This is a genomic window from Sphingobacterium sp. UBA1897, from assembly GCF_002337775.1.
Lineage (GTDB): Bacteria > Bacteroidota > Bacteroidia > Sphingobacteriales > Sphingobacteriaceae > Sphingobacterium > Sphingobacterium siyangense.
In genome coordinates, this window is the sequence record NZ_DDGR01000024.1 from 49,746 (window position 1) to 71,232 (window position 21,487).

At 38.0% G+C, this 21,487-nt stretch carries 22 protein-coding genes; 5 read left to right on the top strand and 17 right to left on the bottom strand.

Annotated elements, in window-relative coordinates; translation table 11 throughout:
- The first annotated feature begins 80 nt into the window (after positions 1-80).
- A complete protein-coding gene (locus B4N43_RS15470; RefSeq protein ID WP_286735524.1) occupies positions 81-1,796 on the top strand; it encodes a sodium:solute symporter in 1,716 nt (571 codons plus the stop codon).
- A gap of 22 nt (positions 1,797-1,818) precedes the next feature.
- On the opposite strand, the gene B4N43_RS15475 is transcribed toward B4N43_RS15470, so the two are convergent.
- The 8 genes from B4N43_RS15475 to B4N43_RS15510 form a co-directional block, all read right to left on the bottom strand.
- A complete protein-coding gene (locus B4N43_RS15475) occupies positions 1,819-2,673 on the bottom strand; it encodes an N-acetylmuramoyl-L-alanine amidase (protein WP_232475646.1) in 855 nt (284 codons plus the stop codon).
- A gap of 11 nt (positions 2,674-2,684) precedes the next feature.
- The gene (locus B4N43_RS15480) at positions 2,685-3,722 is read right to left on the bottom strand and encodes a DUF3078 domain-containing protein (protein ID WP_088163381.1); all 1,038 of its coding nucleotides are present in this window, start codon (positions 3,720-3,722) and stop codon (positions 2,685-2,687) included.
- Between the two features lie 22 nt (positions 3,723-3,744).
- Positions 3,745-4,497 (bottom strand): hypothetical protein, encoded by a 753-nt coding sequence (locus B4N43_RS15485; protein WP_232475647.1) that lies wholly within the window; start codon positions 4,495-4,497, stop codon positions 3,745-3,747.
- Positions 4,498-4,567: 70 nt separating this feature from the next.
- A complete protein-coding gene (locus B4N43_RS15490) occupies positions 4,568-5,401 on the bottom strand; it encodes a glucosaminidase domain-containing protein (protein WP_088163383.1) in 834 nt (277 codons plus the stop codon).
- A gap of 15 nt (positions 5,402-5,416) precedes the next feature.
- Complete coding sequence (locus B4N43_RS15495; protein ID WP_046673195.1) at positions 5,417-5,941, bottom strand: glucosaminidase domain-containing protein; 525 nt, start codon at positions 5,939-5,941, stop codon at positions 5,417-5,419.
- A gap of 22 nt (positions 5,942-5,963) precedes the next feature.
- A complete protein-coding gene (locus B4N43_RS15500; protein WP_075994564.1) occupies positions 5,964-6,599 on the bottom strand; it encodes an O-methyltransferase in 636 nt (211 codons plus the stop codon).
- A 240-nt stretch (positions 6,600-6,839) separates the two neighbouring features.
- A complete protein-coding gene (gene folE, locus B4N43_RS15505; RefSeq protein WP_046673193.1) occupies positions 6,840-7,469 on the bottom strand; it encodes a GTP cyclohydrolase I FolE in 630 nt (209 codons plus the stop codon).
- Between the two features lie 28 nt (positions 7,470-7,497).
- Positions 7,498-7,911 carry a 6-pyruvoyl trahydropterin synthase family protein gene (locus B4N43_RS15510; RefSeq protein WP_070562714.1) on the bottom strand — a complete coding sequence of 138 codons (414 nt, stop codon included), beginning with the start codon at positions 7,909-7,911 and terminating at the stop codon, positions 7,498-7,500.
- A 592-nt stretch (positions 7,912-8,503) separates the two neighbouring features.
- Between B4N43_RS15510 and mqnB the strand changes: the two genes are divergently transcribed.
- The 3 genes from mqnB to B4N43_RS15525 all read left to right on the top strand — a co-directional run bounded on the left by mqnB (position 8,504) and on the right by B4N43_RS15525 (position 11,121).
- Entirely contained in the window at positions 8,504-9,145 is a 642-nt protein-coding gene (mqnB, locus tag B4N43_RS15515) for a futalosine hydrolase (RefSeq protein WP_286735525.1), read from the top strand.
- A gap of 123 nt (positions 9,146-9,268) precedes the next feature.
- On the top strand, positions 9,269-10,255 hold the full coding sequence (locus B4N43_RS15520) for a pyruvate dehydrogenase complex E1 component subunit beta (protein WP_046673190.1): 987 nt from the start codon (positions 9,269-9,271) through the stop codon (positions 10,253-10,255).
- Between the two features lie 110 nt (positions 10,256-10,365).
- On the top strand, positions 10,366-11,121 hold the full coding sequence (locus B4N43_RS15525; protein WP_088163385.1) for a DUF6263 family protein: 756 nt from the start codon (positions 10,366-10,368) through the stop codon (positions 11,119-11,121).
- 61 nt (positions 11,122-11,182) lie between these two features.
- On the opposite strand, the gene gcvH is transcribed toward B4N43_RS15525, so the two are convergent.
- Positions 11,183-11,563 carry a glycine cleavage system protein GcvH gene (gcvH, locus tag B4N43_RS15530; RefSeq protein ID WP_075990412.1) on the bottom strand — a complete coding sequence of 127 codons (381 nt, stop codon included), beginning with the start codon at positions 11,561-11,563 and terminating at the stop codon, positions 11,183-11,185.
- Between the two features lie 100 nt (positions 11,564-11,663).
- Here gcvH and B4N43_RS15535 point away from each other — a divergent pair, with 100 nt between their 5' ends.
- Positions 11,664-12,860, top strand: coding sequence for an anhydro-N-acetylmuramic acid kinase (locus tag B4N43_RS15535; RefSeq protein WP_145328262.1), 1,197 nt, complete (start codon positions 11,664-11,666; stop codon positions 12,858-12,860).
- Here B4N43_RS15535 and B4N43_RS15540 read toward each other — a convergent pair whose 3' ends face one another.
- The 8 genes from B4N43_RS15540 to B4N43_RS15575 all read right to left on the bottom strand — a co-directional run bounded on the left by B4N43_RS15540 (position 12,861) and on the right by B4N43_RS15575 (position 21,479).
- Entirely contained in the window at positions 12,861-13,532 is a 672-nt protein-coding gene (locus B4N43_RS15540; protein WP_286735526.1) for a DUF2461 domain-containing protein, read from the bottom strand.
- 7 nt (positions 13,533-13,539) lie between these two features.
- Complete coding sequence (locus B4N43_RS15545) at positions 13,540-14,340, bottom strand: phosphatidate cytidylyltransferase (protein WP_286735527.1); 801 nt, start codon at positions 14,338-14,340, stop codon at positions 13,540-13,542.
- On the bottom strand, positions 14,337-14,552 hold the full coding sequence (locus B4N43_RS15550) for a DUF2007 domain-containing protein (protein WP_083663420.1): 216 nt from the start codon (positions 14,550-14,552) through the stop codon (positions 14,337-14,339). The genes B4N43_RS15545 and B4N43_RS15550 overlap by 4 nt, the downstream gene beginning before the upstream one ends.
- On the bottom strand, positions 14,527-15,450 hold the full coding sequence (locus tag B4N43_RS15555; RefSeq protein WP_286735528.1) for a CPBP family intramembrane glutamic endopeptidase: 924 nt from the start codon (positions 15,448-15,450) through the stop codon (positions 14,527-14,529). Before B4N43_RS15555 ends, B4N43_RS15550 begins: the two co-directional genes overlap by 26 nt.
- 241 nt (positions 15,451-15,691) lie before the next feature.
- Positions 15,692-19,009: a S41 family peptidase gene (locus tag B4N43_RS15560; RefSeq protein ID WP_286735529.1), complete on the bottom strand. Its 3,318-nt coding sequence runs from the start codon at positions 19,007-19,009 to the stop codon at positions 15,692-15,694.
- Positions 19,010-19,151: 142 nt separating this feature from the next.
- Positions 19,152-19,904: a zinc ribbon domain-containing protein gene (locus tag B4N43_RS15565; protein ID WP_046673181.1), complete on the bottom strand. Its 753-nt coding sequence runs from the start codon at positions 19,902-19,904 to the stop codon at positions 19,152-19,154.
- Complete coding sequence (locus tag B4N43_RS15570; RefSeq protein ID WP_088163391.1) at positions 19,904-21,004, bottom strand: Nif3-like dinuclear metal center hexameric protein; 1,101 nt, start codon at positions 21,002-21,004, stop codon at positions 19,904-19,906. The genes B4N43_RS15565 and B4N43_RS15570 overlap by 1 nt, the downstream gene beginning before the upstream one ends.
- Positions 20,994-21,479, bottom strand: a complete 486-nt coding sequence (locus B4N43_RS15575; protein WP_153847935.1) for a hypothetical protein — start codon at positions 21,477-21,479, stop codon at positions 20,994-20,996. Before B4N43_RS15575 ends, B4N43_RS15570 begins: the two co-directional genes overlap by 11 nt.
- Positions 21,480-21,487: the final 8 nt, after the last annotated feature.

Sequence of the window (21,487 nt, forward strand, 5' to 3'; positions counted from 1 at the left end):
TGGAAGCGTTTCTACTGGTTGGTCGTTATCTGGCTATTCGTATTCATCCTTTTTCTGTACATTTTCACGAACCACTATTCATGAGTACAGCAGATTGGATCGTGTTATTTCTGACACTCTTAGTTATTGTCATTTATGGCGTTTATAAGAGTAGAGGTATAAAAAATATTGATGGATATCTTCTAGGTAATCGTTCTTTACCCTGGTATCACGTCGGATTATCGGTAATGGCGACGCAAGCGAGCGCCATTACTTTCTTATCTGCCCCCGGCTTAGCTTATTCCTCAGGAATGAGTTTTGTCCAATTCTACTTTGGTCTTCCGTTGGCCATGATTGTGCTCTGCATTACATTTGTTCCTATTTTTCATAAGCTAAAAGTATTTACAGCCTACGAATTTCTAGAAAAACGGTTTGATGTCAAAACCAGAGGGCTCACCGCCATTCTTTTTTTGGTACAGCGGGGAATATCAACGGGTATAACCATCTTTGCACCGGCTTTAATTATATCGACCATCCTTCATATTGATCTAACATGGACCACATTGGCCATAGGAAGTTTTGTTGTTATCTATACGACCTATGGAGGAACCAAAGCCGTGTCTCATACACAGTTGCTTCAAATGAGCATTATCTTTGGATCATTACTCGTAGCAGGTATATTAGTTATCCATCTGTTGCCAGAGTCTATTGGATTATCAAAAGCACTTCATATTGCAGGAAAATCAGGAAAAACCAATGCATTGGATTTCACTTTTGATCTCAATAATAACTATACGCTTTGGACAGGACTAATCGGTGGTTTTTTCCTACAGCTTTCCTACTTCGGGACCGACCAAAGTCAAGTAGGTCGTTATTTGACAGGGGCTTCGATCAAAGAAAGTCGCATGGGATTAATTATGAATGGTCTCTTGAAAATCCCTATGCAATTTGCTATCCTGTTGATTGGAGTTCTGGTATTTGCCTATTATCAATTCCATCAGCCGCCCATTTTTTTTAATCAAGTCGAGATCAAGAAGCTCAAAGAAAGCAAATATGCTCCTGACTACCAGCTTCTCGAACAAAAGCATAGCGAGCTATTTAAAACACGTGAATCTGTTGTTCAGCAGCTTAATACAGCATTGGATCACGACGATGAAAAAAGAATTGCTGATTATCGATCCTCACTCGGTCAACTTAATGCAAAAATGCAGGTCGTAAAAGAAGGGACTTTGGACTTAATCAAAAAAAACAACCCAACAGCGGAAACGAATGACAATAATTATGTCTTTCTTTCTTTTGTGACAAGCGTCTTCCCAAAGGGTCTAATTGGGCTACTCATAGCGGTCATTTTTCTCGCATCCATGGGTTCTACGGCAAGTGCTATTAACTCATTGGCCTCAACAACGACCATTGATATCTACAAAAGATTTATTAATCCTAACTCATCTGAAAAACAAGACCTTTTGTGGTCGCGTTTATTTACGTTGATCTGGGGTACATTTACTGTTATTGTTGCTTTGTATGCGAACAGATTGGGTAATCTCCTCGAAGCGGTCAATATCTTGGGCTCACTATTCTATGGTACTATCCTAGGGATTTTTATCGTCGCCTTCTACATGAAGAAAATCCAAGGCAAAGCTGTTTTTCTTGCAGCTATTCTTTCCGAAATTATAGTGATAGCAGTATGGACGATGAATAAGATTCCTTTTCTCTGGCTAAATCTTATTGGCTGCCTAGCTGTCATGTTAATCGCCTATATCGTACAACTGGGGACGAAAGCACCTAGTCCTATAGAGGTCAAAAGGGATCTTGAATAAAAAAAAGCCTGATTGCTCAGGCTCAGTATTTTTTATAGATATTGTACAATACACTCTTATCATATATGGTCAATTCGGGGGTTGTATCCCGAACGACAAATTTTCGTTTAAAGGCAACGATAGCGGCTTTTAGATTGGACGTATCATAACCAATAATTTTAAGCGCGTCTATCGCATTAAAGCTATCAGGAGGGGCCACAAGCTGTCCTTCATCATACCATATTCCAAAACCCCGTTCTGCAAGCTTTTTCCACGGGAAAAAAACGCTTGGATCATTCTTGCGTGATGGAGCGATATCAGCATGGCCAATAAAATTATTTGCTGGAATTAAATAACGCGATTTCAAGGTATCAAGCACAGTCATCAATGAATTAATTTGTGCCTCAGGAAAAGGCTCCCTACCATTATTATCCAATTCTATACCAATAGAACAGGAGTTCATGTCGACAATAGAACCCCATTTTGCCACCCCTGCATGCCAAGACCGAACATAATCGTTCAACATTTGTATAATCTCCCCATTCCGGCCAATGACATAATGTGAACTCACTTTAGTTCTTGGAATCTGAAAGGTTTTGATTGTCTGCCCAATACTATCTTGTGCTGTATGATGAATAATGACATAGTTAGGTTTACGAACATCATAATGTATGGCTTCCTCTTGGCGCCAATAAGGATGGTTTCCAGACTTCTGTAAAAAAACAACCTTTCTTTCCTCCGGTGTCAATAAATTGGTATCTGGCTTAGCTTCGACCTTTTCTTCCACAACCAATGCAGAAGCAAATGACGCAACTAGCGGCTTTGCAACCACCGGCTGTATCTTCGACTTGCAGCTTGCCAAAGACAGCAGTGAACAAAGCAATATCCCTATTGACACAGGCCTAAACATTATTTTGGTAAACTATAGACTATACCCATCGCCAACGACTGACTCAACTGCACTCTTGAAATAACATCTGGATCGTAGATCATGATACCATTTAAGTTCACATTGATGACTCTCGTGACTTTTGCCGTTACAGTTACATCCAAACGGTGTGTAGGGTTGGAAAGTTTCTCGTAGTCAGCAAAAAGGTTATAACGAGCCTTTACATTCAGTTTATCTGTGAAGTTTTTGTCCAGGTTACCCGTTAGCTGAAATGCCAGTGCATTGGCAAAAGAGCGGTCTTCCTTTACACCAAATCGTTCACCAGTACCCGCACTTGGATTGTTAGGATCTCTATAATAGCCATATTTCTCAAAGAAACCTTCTCCAGAACGAGGCTTAACACGCTCATCCAAGATAAAAGTTTGACGTGCAGTACCCGTACCAAAACGCAAGGAAAATTCGTTACTAGGCTTATACTCAAGACCGAAAGATTCTGTCAGATAAGCTGGTGCCATAAAAGCATTCTCAATATAGTCTATTGTATCTCTGCCGTTAACCGTTTTATACTTATAACCCGCATCAAATTGCGACTCAAATGTCACCGACGTAAACAATGCCCAATTGGCAGACAATTTATAAGAAAGCTTATTATCCCAAAATATACGGTCATTATTCTTCTTCGCAATATTATTGGTATTCTTTATCTTTCCATAACGTAAATCAACTTCGGTCACAAAATTGAAATTGTCCTTCGTATAATCCGATTTATGATTCGCATTCAATCCTACAGCAATAGAACCAACACCCCCACCTTTCCAATTATCATTAAATGACGCCTGGTTTAAATTGATCCCGAATTTTGTCCAATGTTTCCAATAGTCTACCTCTAAGTTTAGTTTGGGAACTATAGGACGAATCGTTTTAATATTTAATGGTTGCTCTTTCTGTACAGAAATTACGGTATCTGGTTTTGCTCGAAGATCTTTCAGATCCTGTGCTTTTAAGCTGGTAATAGAAAGGCAAAGCAGAGCCATGCCGACAAAATTGAATAACTTCATTCTGAAAACGTCTATTTTTTGTTTACGGTACTAATTTATAATTAATTGTTGGAAAAGGCTCAATAAAATATTGCGAAGGGTTCAATTGATACCGTGAATAACAATCTTTGATATAATTCACCAATTCATAATCACTCGCTGAGAGAATAAAGAAATAGGAGGGTCTAAATATCCTTCTAAATCGTTCAGCTTCTTCGCTATTTAATCCTGTAATCTTACTGATAAGCTCTTTCGTAAATTTGTAGTCGATCACATTTTCCTTATAATCGTTTTCAATGGTTTTAGTTAGTCGACGTGCTCTTTTAGCCTCCTTGCTAAATAAACTATAAATTGAATTGATGCTTAATCCAGCCCCATTTGGGCCAACAGAAAATACGTCTCCATAACCCGCAAGACGATACGCTTTCTCATAATCCTCTTTTGCTTTTTTCAGAATTTCCTCTGGTGTCTTGCGTGCAAAAACCTGAACTTCATCAATATAAAACGATTCACGTACCAAATGAAACAGCAACAATCCGCGGTTATCCACCTGAAGAGTATCTGAAAAATAGCCTTTACATATCGCAACAATATGATCTCCTAGTTGTGCATTAAAGACAAATTCTCCTTTAATAGTATTATAATTGACCTCGCCAGTACGTAAGTTGGCCAGCCTTACATTTCCAATACGTTGTTTGGTATTTTTATCAAAAACGATACCCTCGACTTTTTTATCTTGGCAAAAAAGTGGAGAGGTAAAGCCCACAAGGGCAATAAGTAGAAAAATATATCGCAATAGTATCACTTTCGTAAAACTACTATATCGCTGTACAAAAGCGAAATATTTAACATCTTTTAAAGCGTAACTATTTAGATATAACCAATAGCTGCCCTAAAGATAGCGCATCATCGGTAAGACCGTTTAGGGATTTGATCTGATCAACGGATACATTGTACAGCTTACTGAGCGAATATAACGTATCCTGCGCTTTAACCTCATGAATACGCATAGCTACCGGGCTCTTGATTTCTTCTGTCTTTACGACGGTAGGAGGGGTTTCTTGTACATTCTGCACGATCTCGACCTGAACAGTCTCTTCACGTACAACCTTTTCACGTGGCGATTCACCGCGATCGTATTGATCAAGATGATATCTTTCGATCATTTCGATCAGCAATTCAGGATAACGCGGATTGGTGGCGTATCCAGCCGCTTTCAAGCCTTTGGCCCAGCCTTTATAGTCGTTCTTATTCAACTTAAAGAGTGCCGCATATCGCGGTCGTAACAGAAACTCTGAGTGATCCCGAAAAGATTGTTCGGGATTTTCATAAACACGAAAGCAGTCATTGATATTATCATCGGGACGAGTCACGGATTTTCCTTTCCAAACTCCGCCACATTTAATACCGAAATGATTATTAGCCTCACGCGCAAGATAACTGTTACCATTACCGGATTCCAGTAAAGCCTGAGCAAGTTTAATACTCGCAGGAATACCATATTTATTCATTTCTGCAACGGCCACATCTTTGTAATGAGCAATATAGTCGTTGCCAGCCATGGTCGGTCGTCCCACAGAAGAGGATGAAGAAGTTTTTGAATTGGAGCCAGATTTAGAGGAGGATATTGTGCCTCTCCGGCTTGAACATGATGTAATCAACATCATGAATACAAACATGCCATAAAAAAACTTCTTCATGCAATACTATCGCGCTTATTTTTTTGTTGACGAGAATCTATTTTGCTTAGCATCATTATCAAACATATCCAAATGATATTGTCTAATAGTAGCGAGTACTTTTGCTGTCCAACCTTTACTCGTCGAGTAACCCGAACGAGCAATCGCTTTTACCCAAGCTTCGTATTTTTCACCAGGATGTTTTTCAAAAAGACTTTGAGTAGTCTTTTTTCTTTTTACTATTCCTACAAAATCATCATACGAGTCCATGACAGACCGATAACCTTTGTAAGCTGACCGAATAACGGTACTGTTGTTTTTTCCTTTGACACCAAAATGGTTATTCAAATTTTTTGCTACCCTGCTACCACCATTTCCGCTTTCATGCATAGCGATGGCTAAGATAACCGATGCTGGAACACCGTGTTCCTCCATCATTTCTTTTGCTATTGGACTGTACTTATCGACATATGCCGCATTACTTTGAGCTGAAACTTTTGTTAATCCAAAAGTTCCCAAAGCTAGTAACAGTACAAAGCTTTTTAATTGTTTTAAATTCATGAAGAATGTTTTAGTTCACAAATTACTTCTTGCGTAAGGCAAAAAGTCCGTCTCGAATCGGTAATATTACCTTTTCTACGCGCTTGTCCTGAGCTAAACGTGCATTCAAATCAATGATCTGCTTTGTTTGGTTGTCTGGTTTTGAATCTAACACCTTACCTTTCCATAAGACATTGTCAATCAAAATAAGTCCCCCAGACGGAACTTGATTTATTATCGTTTCGAAATAATATAAATTTCTCTTTTTGTCCGCGTCGATAAATACCAGATCAAATGTTTCATCTAATGTAGGTAGTATTACCGCTGCATCTCCAATATGATAGTTGATTTTATCAGCAAATGCCGATTCATCAAAATAACCTTGGACGCGTTCTTGTTGCTCTGCATTGATATCGATAGTATGTAATATCCCATCTTCCTGCAGCCCTTCTGCGAGACACAACGTTGCGTATCCCGTAAACGTTCCTATCTCCAAGATACGTTTCGGAGCAACCAATTTACTCAATAAAGAAAGAACTCTTCCCTGGTAGTGTCCAGATAACATATGGGGCATTGTTTCCTTCAAATATGTCTCCCGATTTACCCTTTTCAGTAACGAATTTTCCTCGTCTGTAGTATGTTCCAAATAGGACTCTAAATCGTCGGCAACAATTTCCATAACCACAAAGGTACCAAAAAACATTTTTATGATAAAAACTTTTTTTTACAAAAAGCTGAATATCAGCAAAATACAATTATCCTTTTGTAAAGAGCATTTTTCGGAAATCGCGTCAGATGCATAAAAAAGCCATATTGCCATTTTTTGATTTTCTATTTTGTTTCCAAATTTCATCAAAAAAAAGCCCCCCTAAAAGATCATCTTTTAGGGGGGCTTTTTTATTATTAAACAACAAATATACTAAGCAAGATCAGCAGTGATCAAGCGTAAAAATTCGGATCTTGTCACATCATTTTGGAATGCTCCAGTAAATGCAGAGGTAGTCGTTACGGAATTCTGTTTCTGAACTCCACGCATCGCCATACACATGTGCTTGCATTCCATAACCACAGCTACACCACGAGCGCCTAAAGTTTCTTGAATACAATCTCTGATCTCATTGGTGAGACGTTCCTGAACCTGCAGACGACGCGCAAAAATATCAACGACACGTGGTATCTTGCTTAAACCTACAATATGGCCATTTGGAATATATGCAATATGGGCTTTACCAAAGAAAGGTAACATATGGTGCTCACAAAGAGAATATACTTCAATATCCTTAACGACGACCATTTGACTATAGTCTTCCTCAAACATAGCACCACGTAATACCTCCGCAGCATCGATATCATAGCCATGTGTCAGAAATTGCAGTGCCTTTGCAACACGTTCTGGTGTTTTCACTAAACCTTCGCGTTTTGGATCTTCCCCCAGACATTCCAATATATCTGTATAATGAGCAGCGATGCGATCTACCTTTTCAGTATTGTATTTGTCGATCTTAATATATCCATCCAACTCTTCGTTGTCAAATGAGTGTTGACTCATAGTTTCTACTATTTAAATGTATTAAAGATTAATCGCCAAAATATTCGACGTAATTATTTTCTGTTTCATGCAAACGGACACTATGCAAGATCACACCCTGTTCGTCAAACAGCGGTTTTAAGATCTTAAATATTTCGATTGCGATATTTTCCGTAGAAGCCATGACTCCTTTCATAAAATCAACATCTAAATTGAAATTACGGTGATCGACTTTGTCTATGATACTACGGTTGATTATTTCTTTCATGATCTTTAAATCGATCAAAAAACCAGTCTCCGGGTTGACTTTTCCTTTAACTGTTACATAAAGATCATAATTATGTCCATGCCAATTTGGATTGGAGCAAAGACCAAATACCTGCTCATTCTGCTCCTTACTCCAGTCTTCACGATAGAGCTTGTGCGCAGCACAGAAACGTTCACGACGAGTTATAAATACCATAATGATACAAAGATAAGGCTTTAAGTGCAATTAAAACATCTCAATTTAAGGAATGCCGTCAGAATATAGTAATATAATGAAGTGCTTTCTCTCTTATTGAACAAACAGACAAAAATCTAAGCACTTTATCCTTACTCATAACCCGCTTTCAAGAATGATTTGATATAAAATTTTGTAGCGGAGTGTAAACACTCGCTGTTTAAAAAGAACGACAACGAATGCTGATTTTTAAGGCCAATTTTCTTTTACCTTTAGTTAGGGTTTAGTTAGGGTTTAGTTAGGGTTTGTTTAGGTTTTATATAGCTTTTACCTAAAGTAACCCTAACTAAAATCTAAACTAAGGATATATAAAATCTAAACTAATTTAAACTATTATATCGCTCGATTAGTATTGTTTCCAGTAGCATCAGGACAAAAACTATACAGTTCGTGCAGCATTATAAAAGAGGAGATCATAGCAAAAAAACAGTTCGCGCTATTAACATCAAGCTCGGGTTTCTAAGCAGGACTCATTGCAAGCATGATATTTTTATGTTAAAAAGAGATGCGCTTGCAAGATAATTTGTAATTTTCAATCCAAAACGAGCTCGTCATGCAAATATTAATTATTGCGGCTACTTCATTTGAATTGCAGCCTTTTCTGGAAGTGGTATCAAATTACGATCAATGCGATACCCTAGTAACTGGTGTAGGCATGGTCGCCACAGGCTTTGAGCTGGGAAGAATGCTGCACGAAAAAAAATATGATCTCCTTATTAATGTCGGGATAGGAGGATGTTTGGATCATACGATTGAAATAGGCTCGGTTATTCAGGTCGTTTCAGAGTCATTTGTTGAACTAGGTGCGGAAGACGGTCATAATTTTATTCCAATAGATCAATTGGGCTATGGCAGGTCTACATTTACCTCGTGTTTACTGAATGACAAGGAGCTTAGGCTTCCTTTTCTACAACAGGGGGAAGGAATTACCGTAAACAAAGTCCATGGTAGCACAGAAAGTATCGAAAAAATTAAAAAACTGCATCCCAATAGTCTTGTTGAAAGTATGGAAGGAGCTGCCGTTTTCTATGCCGCCGATAAAATGACAATTCCCGTGATTGAGATTCGCGGTATTTCAAATTACGTGGAAAGAAGGAACCGTGCCACGTGGAACATTCCGTTAGCGATAATGAATAGTAATAAGGCACTTATAAAAACATTGGAATATCTGAACAACTTATATTCAAAAATTTAATACAAAAGTCATTTACTTATTAAAAAATGACATAAAACTATAGAATTAGCGGGTTCAAATCTTCAAAATATCAATTTTAAATAGTAGATTTGTAATCTAAAAATTGACACTATTTTACAACTGATGAGAGAAATACAATTCAGAGAAGCACTTCGTGAAGCAATGAACGAAGAAATGCGTAAAGACGACAAAATATTTTTATTAGGAGAAGAAGTTGCTGAGTATAACGGAGCTTACAAAGTAAGTCAGGGTATGCTTGATGAATTCGGTGCAAAGCGTATCATTGATACACCTATTGCGGAACTTGGTTTTGCTGGTATTGCTGTTGGTGCTGCAATGAATGGTTTGAAGCCAATTGTTGAATTCATGACATTCAACTTCTCACTTGTTGCAATTGACCAAGTAATCAATGCGGCAGCTAAAATTCACTCGATGAGTGGTGGACAGTTCTCTATTCCGATGGTCTTCCGTGGTCCTACAGGAAATGCGGGTCAGCTTGCAGCACAACACTCTCAAAACTTTGAGAACTGGTTTGCAAATACACCAGGTTTAAAAGTTGTGGTTCCTTCGAACCCATATGAAGCTAAAGGTTTATTGAAATCAGCTATTATCGATCCAGATCCTGTTATCTTCATGGAATCTGAGGTAATGTATGGTGATAAAGGACAAGTTCCTGAAGAAGAATATTACTTGGAAATCGGAAAAGCTAATATTATCCAAGAAGGTACAGATGTAACTGTTGTGTCTTTTGGTAAAATGCTTCCTCGCGTTGTCATCCCTGCAGTTGAAGAATTGAAGAAAGAAGGTATCAGCGTTGAATTAATTGACTTGCGTTCGGTACGTCCTATCGATTATCCTACAATCATCGCGTCTGTTAAGAAAACAAACCGTTTGGTAATCGTGGAAGAAGCATGGCCATTGGCGTCTATTTCGACGGATTTAGCATTCAATGTACAACGTAACGCATTTGATTATTTAGATGCCCCTGTTATCCGCGTAAATTGTGCAGATGTACCTCTTCCTTATGCTCCAACATTGATCGAAGCTGCTTTACCTAGCGTTGAGAAAGTTGTTAAAGCTGTGAAAGAAGTATCTTATATCAAGAAGTAATACGAATTACATTCTTAAAAAATTAAAATCCCTTTTACCCTGTAAAAGGGATTTTTTTTTATATTTAAGCTGGCCGATTGTTGCTTATTAAAAAAATTAAAATTCCATATATGAAAAAATTAAGAATTGCCTCTTTGATGGCCGTATTTGTATTTCTAGTGATATCTGCTTCCGCACAAAAGAAATACACACTACGTGTAAATCCCGATTCAGGGAAAAAAATATCGCAAAACCTTGTGATGACAATGGATATTGACGCTGCTGGCCAAAAAATGGTTACAGACCTTAATATGGGCTTTGATATCACCAATACAACGAAAAAAGACAATATCTTCGCGTTTGACCTTAAATATACCGGAATAAACATGAAAATGAATATGGCGGGAATGGACATGTCCTACGACTCGAAAAACCCCGAAGCCAATGAGTTTTCCAAACAGATGCATGCTACCTTAGGCAAATTGCTAGAAAATAGCATTAGCTTTAATGTTGATCAACTTGGCAAATCTTCTGACATCAAGTTACCTGAGGGTATTAACATGCCGTTTGATAAAAGTATGTTCGAAAATATAAGTACAGTATTACCTGAACAGCCTGTTAAAATCGGTGACTCATGGACATCCAAAACGGAATCTGATGATTCAGGCATTTCGGTGGAGAGCACAATGACTTTAATAGAAGCAAATGAGCTAGGCTATAAAGTAAATGTTGAAGGAAAAATGTTCGGCCCGGATGCAAATCAGGTAGGCAACGTACAGGGGTTCTATGTCCTGGATAAAAACACCTGCCTTACCAAGATAACAGAAATGACAAGTGCCGTGGATATGCCTGAAGCAAAAATAAAGACCACATTAAAAAGTCAATAAACGACTATAGCAAAAAAAAATAGGGGCCAATAGGCCCCTATTTTTTTGTTATATATCAAATTTATGCGTTGATCTCTTCTTTGTATTGATCAGCAGATAACAAAGCATCTACATCAGCAACATTGTTCAATTTAATACGAACAATCCAACCTTCACCATAAGGATCAGAATTGACCAATTCAGGAGATGCATCAATAGCTTCATTAACCGATAAAATCGTAGCTGATACAGGTAAAAATAGATCAGAAACTGTTTTTACAGCTTCAATTGTACCGAAAACTTCATTAGCGGCAACTTCCTCACCTACAGTGTTTATGTCAACAAAAACGATATCACCCAATTCACGTTGAGCGAAATCGGTAATCCCTACAACTGCTTCATCACCTTCAACACGAATCCATTCGTGATCTTTGGTGTATTTCAATTCTGCTGGAAAATTCATTGTATTTAATTTTTTGATTTTTAATGCCGTGAAGTTACAAAATATCTTTAATTGTCAAAAATGATATTCATCATAACATTTTTGTGTTTATTTTTAAGCTATGAATCCTCAAATCGAAAGACTTTACCAAATTTCACAAAAGAAAGAACGTCGTATTATTGGCCTGATGTCCGGAACGTCCCTGGATGGTCTTGATATCGCAGTATGCCGCATAGAAAATGCAGGTAAAACAACAAAAATACAGCTAGAGAATTTTGCTACAATGGATTATGAGGATGATTTTAGAGCACGAGTCCGTGAAGTCTTTGCAAAACGAAATATCGACCAACAATTATTTTCGGGACTCAATGCTTATATTGGAGTCACACATGCCAAATTAATCAATACAGCATTACAACAGTGGAATATACCAAGCAGCGAGATTGATTGTATAGCCAGCCATGGGCAAACCGTATACCATGCTCCCCAATCATTGACCAAAGACCGTAATTGGCCCAATAGTACCTTACAGATCGGCGATGGAGATCATATTGCCGTAAATACCGGCATCATAACCCTCTCTGACTTTAGACAGAAACATGTTGCTGCGGGAGGGGAAGGGGCACCTTTGGCGGCGTATGGCGACTATCTACTTTTCTCGCATGCAACAGAGAATCGATTCTTACTGAATATTGGCGGTATTTCTAATTTCACATTTATCCCAAGCCATCAAACAAAATTGAAAGCCTATGCAACAGATCTCGGTCCAGGCAATACAATGATGAACCAATACATGAAGGCTAATTTTAATCAGGAGATGGATAGAGATGCCTATATGGCCAAAAAGGGACAAGTAAATGATGCGCTATTGAATCAATTATTAACAGAAGAATTTCTAACACTGCCCTTTCCAAAAACCACCGGGCCAGAACTATTTAATCTCGCTTATCTCGAAAAGGCGCAAGAGCGTTCGAAAACAACTCATATTCCACATGAAAACGTCATGGCAACCCTCAATCGCTTTGCGGCTCTTGCGATGGTCAACGGCATCCGAAAGCAGTCAGAAGGACTATCTGATGTGGCTGTATATATAAGTGGTGGTGGACTGCACAATCCATTGCTGTTTGATTACATCAAAAGGAGCTTACCTACCTGTAAAGTTGAAAGCTTTGCAACATTAGGTATCAATCCAGATGCAAAAGAGGCCGTCCTATTTGCTTTGTTAGCAAATGAAACTTTGGTAGGCAACAAATCCAATGTAGCGCAAATTAAAGATTCGCCCGCTGTCTGCATGGGCAAAATCAGCTTACCGGAATAATTAGTCCGTATCGATGGCTTCTTGTAAAAACTCTTTAAAAGGAAGCATACTTTTATAGGAAGCCACGATATTATCTAACGCATTTTTTGCAGATAAATCCTTAATAGTTAAAGATCTATCCAACACAAAACTTTTCAATTTGATAAAGTCAATAAAAGGATTATCCTCACTATAGCCCGCAGGGGCACGCTTCAGTAAATCTTCTTTGAAAAGTGCAATATTACCGCCTGTCAATACTGTTTTTAAAATTTCATCCAATTTATTACCGCTGTAATCAATTTCTTGTCTTATTGCCTCTAAATGTTGCTTTTCTGGACGCCAATACCCACAGGCAATAAATGAATTTTCTGCTCCAATATGAATATAGTACTCTGGTCCCTGCAACTTTCTTCCATCAACTGAAATTCCTGCCCCAAACCAACTTTTATAAGGTGTTTTATCATTTGAAAAGCGTGTATCACGGTAAATCCGAAACAAACATTTACTTGCTTGTATGGAAGTATTGATTTTAGGGTCAAACTCGCTCAAAGCGGCAATTAAATCTGTCAAAAAATTTCTCACATCGGCCAATGCAGCTTCATATTTAGCTCTGTTATCGGCAAACCATTCCCGAGAATTATTGGCTTTCAATTCCGTTAAAAAATCAAATGTAGATTTTTGAATGTGACTCATAATACAATCAATTGATTAAAATTAAGAAAACATAGACCATAGGTGCCGCTAATAACAATCCATCAAATCTATCTAAAAAACCACCATGTCCGGGCAATATATTTCCGGAATCTTTTACGTGCAAGCTACGCTTTAACATCGACTCAACTAAGTCTCCCAATGTTCCAACAATACTGATAATAGCCGCTATACTTACCCATTGCCAGAGTGGTAGATAACCAAAATACTTCTCTAGATTCACTGCAGCAACAATTGCCAAAATCAATCCACCGAAAAAACCTTCCCATGTTTTCTTTGGTGAGATCCGTTCGAATAGTTTACGTTTCCCGAAGCTTCGTCCAGCGAGATATGCCCCTGTATCGTTTGTCCACAATAAGATCAAAAAACCTAAGGGCAGCACATGGTTAAAAGCACCTTGCATAAACCCTAATTTGGAAAATAGGAAAAAGGGTAATGTAACATAAGCTATTCCCAAAAAAGTATAGGCAATATCATTAAAAGGAAAAGCTCTCTTCTGAAACAGTGAAATAATATAAGTCACACTTATAAACGGAATAATCAGTGCTAAAAATTTTACCGCAAGCAGATCCATCGAAATTAAGGATCCCAAAACAAACAGTACCAAGGCCAGGGCGATACCAATCACTTTATTTGGAGCGCGTTCTTCGGATGAAATTATTCCATAGAATTCATAAAGACACCATGTACTTAGCAAGGTAAAAAAGATGGAATAAACATAAGCTCCCAAAAGAGTAGCCGCTATCATAACAGCCACAAAGATTACTCCGGTTATTGCTCTTGTTTTCATAAACTAAAATCCCCTTCCGATTCCTCAATTAACCTTTCGGCTGCTTCGATAGATCCTTCGCTGACATAAAGTTCAATTTTCCCAAACAGATAAGAAGAATCTTGTTTATTCAACGCGACAGCCGGAATACCATTCTCTTCCAACATTTGTTTGACTATCTCGGCTTGAATAGCATTTGTATATGTTTTAATTTTTTTCCAATCGTTCTCCATTGTTTTCTTTTTGCGTTGATCGATAAAATAAGAATACAAAAATAAGAGTAAAAATGAAGGCTACAAGATATATCCACCAAGATTGTAACTCAAATGCATTGAGTTCATCATAACTCTTTCCCTGTCTTACGTAATAAAATGCTCCAATTGTGGCTCCGGCATTATTGACAAAGTGCCCAAAGATGGGCAATATGATGTTTTTGCTCCATACATAAAGATAGCCAAAAAAAGCCCCCAATAACATGCGGGGAACAAAACCAAAAAATTGCAGGTGTATCGCACTGAAGATAATAGCAACGAGCCATATAACCACATGCTGATTGCTCAACCATCTTCCTATTATTTTTTGCAAAATACCACGAAACAGCAATTCTTCACCTATGGCCGGAATCAAGGCCAGTACAACAATATTGTACAAAAAGCCGGCTATACTCGACTCCATGATTATGCCCTTGATTAAATCACCCGATTCCTTTTCGCTACGCTCCATCCAACGTTGCAACGATTGCATACTATCGGGCAATTGTAAGGTTTCATTCCAGTGACCGATCAGACTCATCAAAGGCATAAAAGAAAGCATTGCTAAAAATATATAGCCAAATTGCATTCCACTAGGCCATTTTTTCAGTTTAAAATAAGTAATGCCATATCCTTCGCGTGTATTCATCAGATAAGCCGGTACCACAAAAGATCCCAAGCTGCTCATTAACAACATAAAGCGCATCTCATTGGCCGATCCATTCATTAAGGATTCCAGTGAGAAGACCTGCCTGGTGTATGTATAATAACTTGCAATAATCAGAATAGCAATAATCTGCGAAAGAATGGTAAAACCGATAACCATTAAGATCAATCGTAACAAAGATTGAAACGGATGGGGTGTTTGTTCAGGAAACATAGCTATTAAATATCAGTTAAAGATAGCAATAAAAGCAAGATTTATTAAAATTGTCGCGTTCATTCAAATTCTGCCGTCTAGTTTGTACTAGCCGAATGGCAACGCGCGATATCATCCAAATACAGTAAAAACTCCAACAGAGGTATTCGATCATCCCGAATATGAATACATTTGACACAGCATATATGATCAAAAAAAAGGCTTTGGAAAAATCCAAAGCCTTTTTTTAATATAGATTATCCTAATTCACTCGAATTGGGTCTGCAGGTTTCTGCAGATTTTTATACGGATATGTTTTCATTTCTTCCAACAATATTTTCACCGTTCTTTCAAGCTGTGGATCTCGGCCTTCCAAAAGATCTTTTGGTAATTGTTCGATAAATACATCAGGAGCGACCCCTTCATTTTCGATAATCCAATTTCCTTTTAGGTCATAAACACCGAAGTTTGGTGAAGTAATACGGCCTCCATCCAACAAAGGAGGGTAACCGCTTATGCCAACCAAAATCCCCATTGTTGTACGACCGACCAATTTACCAAGTCCTTTAAAACGGAACATATAAGGCATCATATCCCCACCCGAGCCTGCATTTTCATTAATAATCATGGCTTTTGGTCCATAAATGCCATTTCCTGGAGTCGTAAATCCTTTTCCATCACGAATTCCCCAGCCAGCGATTAACTCGCGAGATAAGAGATCAATCACGTAATCGGCAACCCAACCACCACCGTTGTTCCTTTCGTCCATTAGAAGAGCCTTTTTATCCATCTGAGCGAAGTAATACCGATTGAAATAGGTATACCCTTCAGGACCGGTATTCGGCATGTACACATAAGCTATTTGCCCATTGCTCAATTCATTTACTTTTTTACGGTTCCTTTCGACCCATTCCATGTTACGCAAGTTCATTTCATCACTAAACGAGATCGGTTTAACGATTACTTCTCGTGCGCCTACCAAAGAAGGTTTTGAATTGACCTTCAACGTAACTTGTTTACCAACAGTGTTGTCGAATAGACTATAAATATCCTTATCTTCAGTCAATTCAGTACCATTAACTGCAACAATATAATCTCCTTCTTTTATGTTTAATCCCGGTTCAGCCAATGGGGCTTTGAACGATGGATTCCATTCAAGACGCGTAAACAATTTGGCGATCTGATAATAACCATTCTTTAGCGTATAATCTGCTCCCAACACACCAACTGAAACTGATGGCGTGGAAGGTTGATCTCCTGGATAGATATAATTGTGTCCCACGACCATTTCTCCCATCATTTCGTTCAATAAATAACCAAGATCAGAACGATGGTTTACAAAAGGTAAGAATTTTTCATATTTGGTTTTCATCGCTTTCCAGTCAGCACCATGCATATTTTCTACATAGAAATAGTCTTTTTGCATTGACCAAACTTCATTGAATACCTGTTTCCATTCGGCTGCGGGATCCACCAATTGCTGAATTCCACCTAACTTGACTTCTCCTGCAGTAGGAGAGGCTACTTTTTGCCCAGCTGTTACAATATTGAACCCATTTCCCGTTTGATATAACATTTTTTTACCATCAGCACTAATAACAAAACTACGTGCATTCTCCACTAAAGTTTTATTTTCAAGATCCTTAAAATCATATGCACCGATTGTTCCTCTACGTTGATAAGTCAATTGATTCGGAACCAAACCATTTAAATTCCAGTAAGGACCGGCTGGCAAAGGGAGGGCAACAATTCGATTCTCTATACGATCAAAGTCTACCTGAATAGATTTGTCAACCGGCTTGCTTGCAACTGACTCTTCCTTCTTATCCTTTTTCGGAGCTTTTTTATCATTCTCTTTTACACGTTCTTTTTTATTATTCTCTCCCTCTTCCTTTTTATCAGCTTTATCTTCACGGATTTGCTCATCATCACTATCGTTTTTAAAGAATGATGGTGTTTTGCTCGACAGGATAAAAGCATAGACTGCATAATCTACATTACGCTGTACAGCGGACATATGTAAACCAGAATTTGTTAAACCTGTATTTGTACTCGCCGTGAAAAATAAATATTTACCATCTTGCGAAAATGCTGTACTGCGGGCAGAGCTCATACCATCCGTAATTTGCTGAGTTTTCTTTGTATCTAAGTTATACATGAACACAGCAGGTGCACCGTTTTCCAGTGTACGTATAAAGGATATCCATTTTGAATCTGGAGACCAACTTGGTTGGAAATGATTGGATACACGCCCGGTTTGACCACTTAATTTGTCGTCGGCAACTTTGACAACAGTCTTGGAAGCAATATCAATATAATACAGATTAAGATGCGCATCATTGTAAAAAAGCTTCTTTGAATCTGGTGACCAAGTAGGTTCAAAATAGAAATTGGTTTCCCCTAAATTAAAGTATAAGGGCTGATCTTTTCCGAACTGATCCATCAGTACCAACTGATAGGATCCATTTTTATCTGAGATATATGAAACCCATTTACCATTAGGAGACCAATCTGGAAAACGTTCATGCGAACCTGGTGAATTAGATAAATTTCGAGCTTCTCCTTTTTCCTTTGGTACCGTAAAGATCTCCCCACGTGCTTCAAATAACGCGCGCTGACCCGTAGGAGATAATGTAGCATAACGTATATCGTCCTTGATATCTTTATAATAAGGTCTTTTGTACATGACATCTGTATTCACAGTGATGTGCAAAGGAGTAATTTTATTTCCGTTTAGATTCAGTGTATTCAATACTCCAGCATATTCAAAAATCAAGTCGTTACCATTCCCATTCAAGGAACGTACATCATAATCTTTGAAATCTGTTAGTTTTTCAACCTTTTTAGTTTTGGTGTCGTAGCTAAAAATATTGACAATTTTATCGCGGTCAGATAGGAAATAAACCTTCGTTCCCAACCATAATGGCTTAACATCATTACTTTTAACATTCGGAATAGTCTCGATTTCTTTTGTTTTGGTATCAAAGATCCAAATGGTTGGCATACCACCACCCCGGTAACGCTTAAAGGCTACTCGATCTCTTTCAGTAGGGTCAGTATTCTTGATGTAAGCCCAATAACGACCATCGGCAGAAGGGCTTCCCTGAGTAGCCTCAGGCATAATGAGCGCCTTGTCCATTCCCGACATTTGAATATTGGAACTGTATAATCGTGGACTTAAAGCATAGGTGAAATCACGAGATGTAGTATAATATACTTCATCATTATTGAGCCATCCGCGCAATACGTCCGAAGAGGGATGATAAGTGATACGTTTTGGCTCTCCACCCGTTAAAGGGATTACATATACGTCTGTATTTCCATCATAATTTCCTGTGAATGCTACTTTCTTGCCGTCTGGAGAAAACATTGGATTCTGTTCCACCCCTGGATTTGTTGTAAGGCGTCTCGGATTAGCTCCGTTTTTGTCGGCAATCCAAATATCTCCACCATACACAAAAGCGATATTGTTGGCGCTGATACTTGGGTTTCGAAGTAATAGGGTTTCTTGCGCTTTTGTTTGCAGAAAGGATGTCCCGAGCAAAAAGGCAGCAAATAACTTGAAATGAGTTTTATTCATAAACGTTTAACGGTTAAATTTACCACACACAAAACTACACTTTTGTAAAGTGGACCTAGTTAGTATATCCACAAAGTTGCATAAAAAATATGACAAAAAAAAAGTCCCGCTTTCAGCAGGACTTTTCTTTAGCTATTGAAGATTAGAAACCGTACTCTTGTTCGATTTCTAACACAATTCCTTCATCGACCAAAACGCGACCACAGTGCTCACAAATGATGATTTTCTTACGTTGACGTATTTCTGATTGCATTTGAGCAGGAATCTTATTATGACATCCTGAACAGCTATCGCGATCAATCGAAACAACAGCAAGTCCGTTTTTGAACGAGTTACGTAAACGGTAATATACCTTTACCAAACGTTCTTCGATGTTAGCTTCAGCCTCAGCAGCTTTAGCCAATAATGCATCTTCTTCCTTTTGAGTTTCAGAAGTAATTGTTTCCAATTCTTTCTTTTTTCCCTCAAGCTCGTTTTTGCTATACTCAAGATTACCTACAGTAGTATCGTAGTTTTCTGTCTTGTTGCGAATTTCGAATTCTGCTTCTTTAATTCTTTTTTCACAAACCTGAATCTCAAGACCTTGAATTTCGATTTCTTTCGAAATAGCGTCGTATTCACGATTATTTTTTACCTCATTTAACTGCGACTCATATTTTTTGATAGCAGCTTGGGCATCCTTAATCATGTTTTTACGCTTAACGATCGAATCTTCTAAATCGTCTAAGTCTATTCTGATCTTCTCAATACGAGTTTCTAAACCCGCAATCTCATCTTCAAGATCTGCAACTTCCATAGGCAATTCACCACGAACTTGGCGAATTTTGTCTATTTTAGTATGTATGGCTTGTAAAAGCCATAATGCTTTCAATTTTTGTTCTACGGTTTGTTCCATCAACTGTAGTATTTTATAGGATTTGTATCTATTTCTGTTGTTAAGGTTGCAAAGTTAGGAAATTTTTTCGTAATAATGTCGTACAATAATTCTTGCGTAAATTGTTCGCTCTCAAAATGTCCCGTATCTGCAATCACTATTTCACCTTCAGCATCAAAAAATTCATGATATTTATAGTCTGCTGTAACAAAAAAATCAGCGCCAGAACGTTTGGCTGCACCAAGTAAAAATCCACCCGAGCCACCACAGACAGCTACACGACTAACTTTTTTATCTAATAAGGCTGTATGACGAATGACATTCAACCTCAGTTTGTCCTTAAGATAAGCTAAAAATTCCAATTCAGCCATTGGTTCAGCCAAATTTCCAATCATTCCAGCACCAATTTCAGTGGCCGTATTTTGAATATCAAACAAATCATAAGCTACTTCCTCATAGGGATGAGCTTCATAGAGTGCTAAAAGTAACTTCCTTTCATTAGATTTCAGGTAGATAACCTCAATTCGTGTTTCCTCTACACGCTCTTGAACATCAATCTCTCCAATGGTAGGATCGGCCCCTTTTAAAGGTCTAAAACTACCATAACCTGCCGTATTAAAACTACATTGATCATAGTGTTTTCCGATTTTACCTGCACCCGCATCAAACAATGCCTGTCGGACATCTTCAACATGACTCCTTGGTACAAAAACGACCATTTTTCGCAATACATCTGTTTTAGATTCCAGTATAGCCTGATTTTCTAATCCCAATTTATCGGCAATTTTCGTGTTCACTCCACCGGTAACATTGTCGAGATTTGTATGAATGGCATATAATGCAACTTTATGTTCAATTGCTTTAATAACCGTACGCTCCACATAATTTTTTCCATTAAATTTTTTTAGGCCCTTAAAAACAATAGGATGATGCGAAATAATTAAATTACATCCTTTATCAATGGCCTCTTTTACAACAGCTTCTGTGCAGTCCAAAGAAATGAGCACTTTTGTAATCTCTCTATTGGCGTCGCCCACAATAAGCCCAGCATTATCATAAGACTCCTGCAAATCTAAAGGAGCCAATTGCTCCAAATAATCAATGACTTCTTTAATTTTCATGGTCTACAATTACCTCCTTTTCTCTAAATTTATTATGTTCTTCCAAAATTCTTCTATTCGCGTTAATTTCAAACCAATAATTAGCCAAGGTCACAAAATGCATAATGATCAGTACACCGGAAATGGAAAGTGGGAGTGGAATATTTGTGGCCAAGTAAATCCATGCATATAGCGATCCTTTCCTAAACGTAGGGTTTTCTTCCACAGCTATTTTCCGATCATAAAATTCATTGATCAAAGAATCCCTTAGACGCGAAGCAACCTGAAAATTCCAATAAATATTAACCAGCGGAATGGCAGCTAACCAGGATTGGTTAGGCGTCATTAATCTATTTTCTTTAGCGACCAATTTTAAGGTCTTTCGAATTGTATTTGCAAATAAAAGCCATACAATAATACGTATAGCCACAATACCCATAGCGGTATAAATTACTTCAGGCTTACTTAACTCTTTTATTAATTCCTCTTGCGTCATTGAACTAT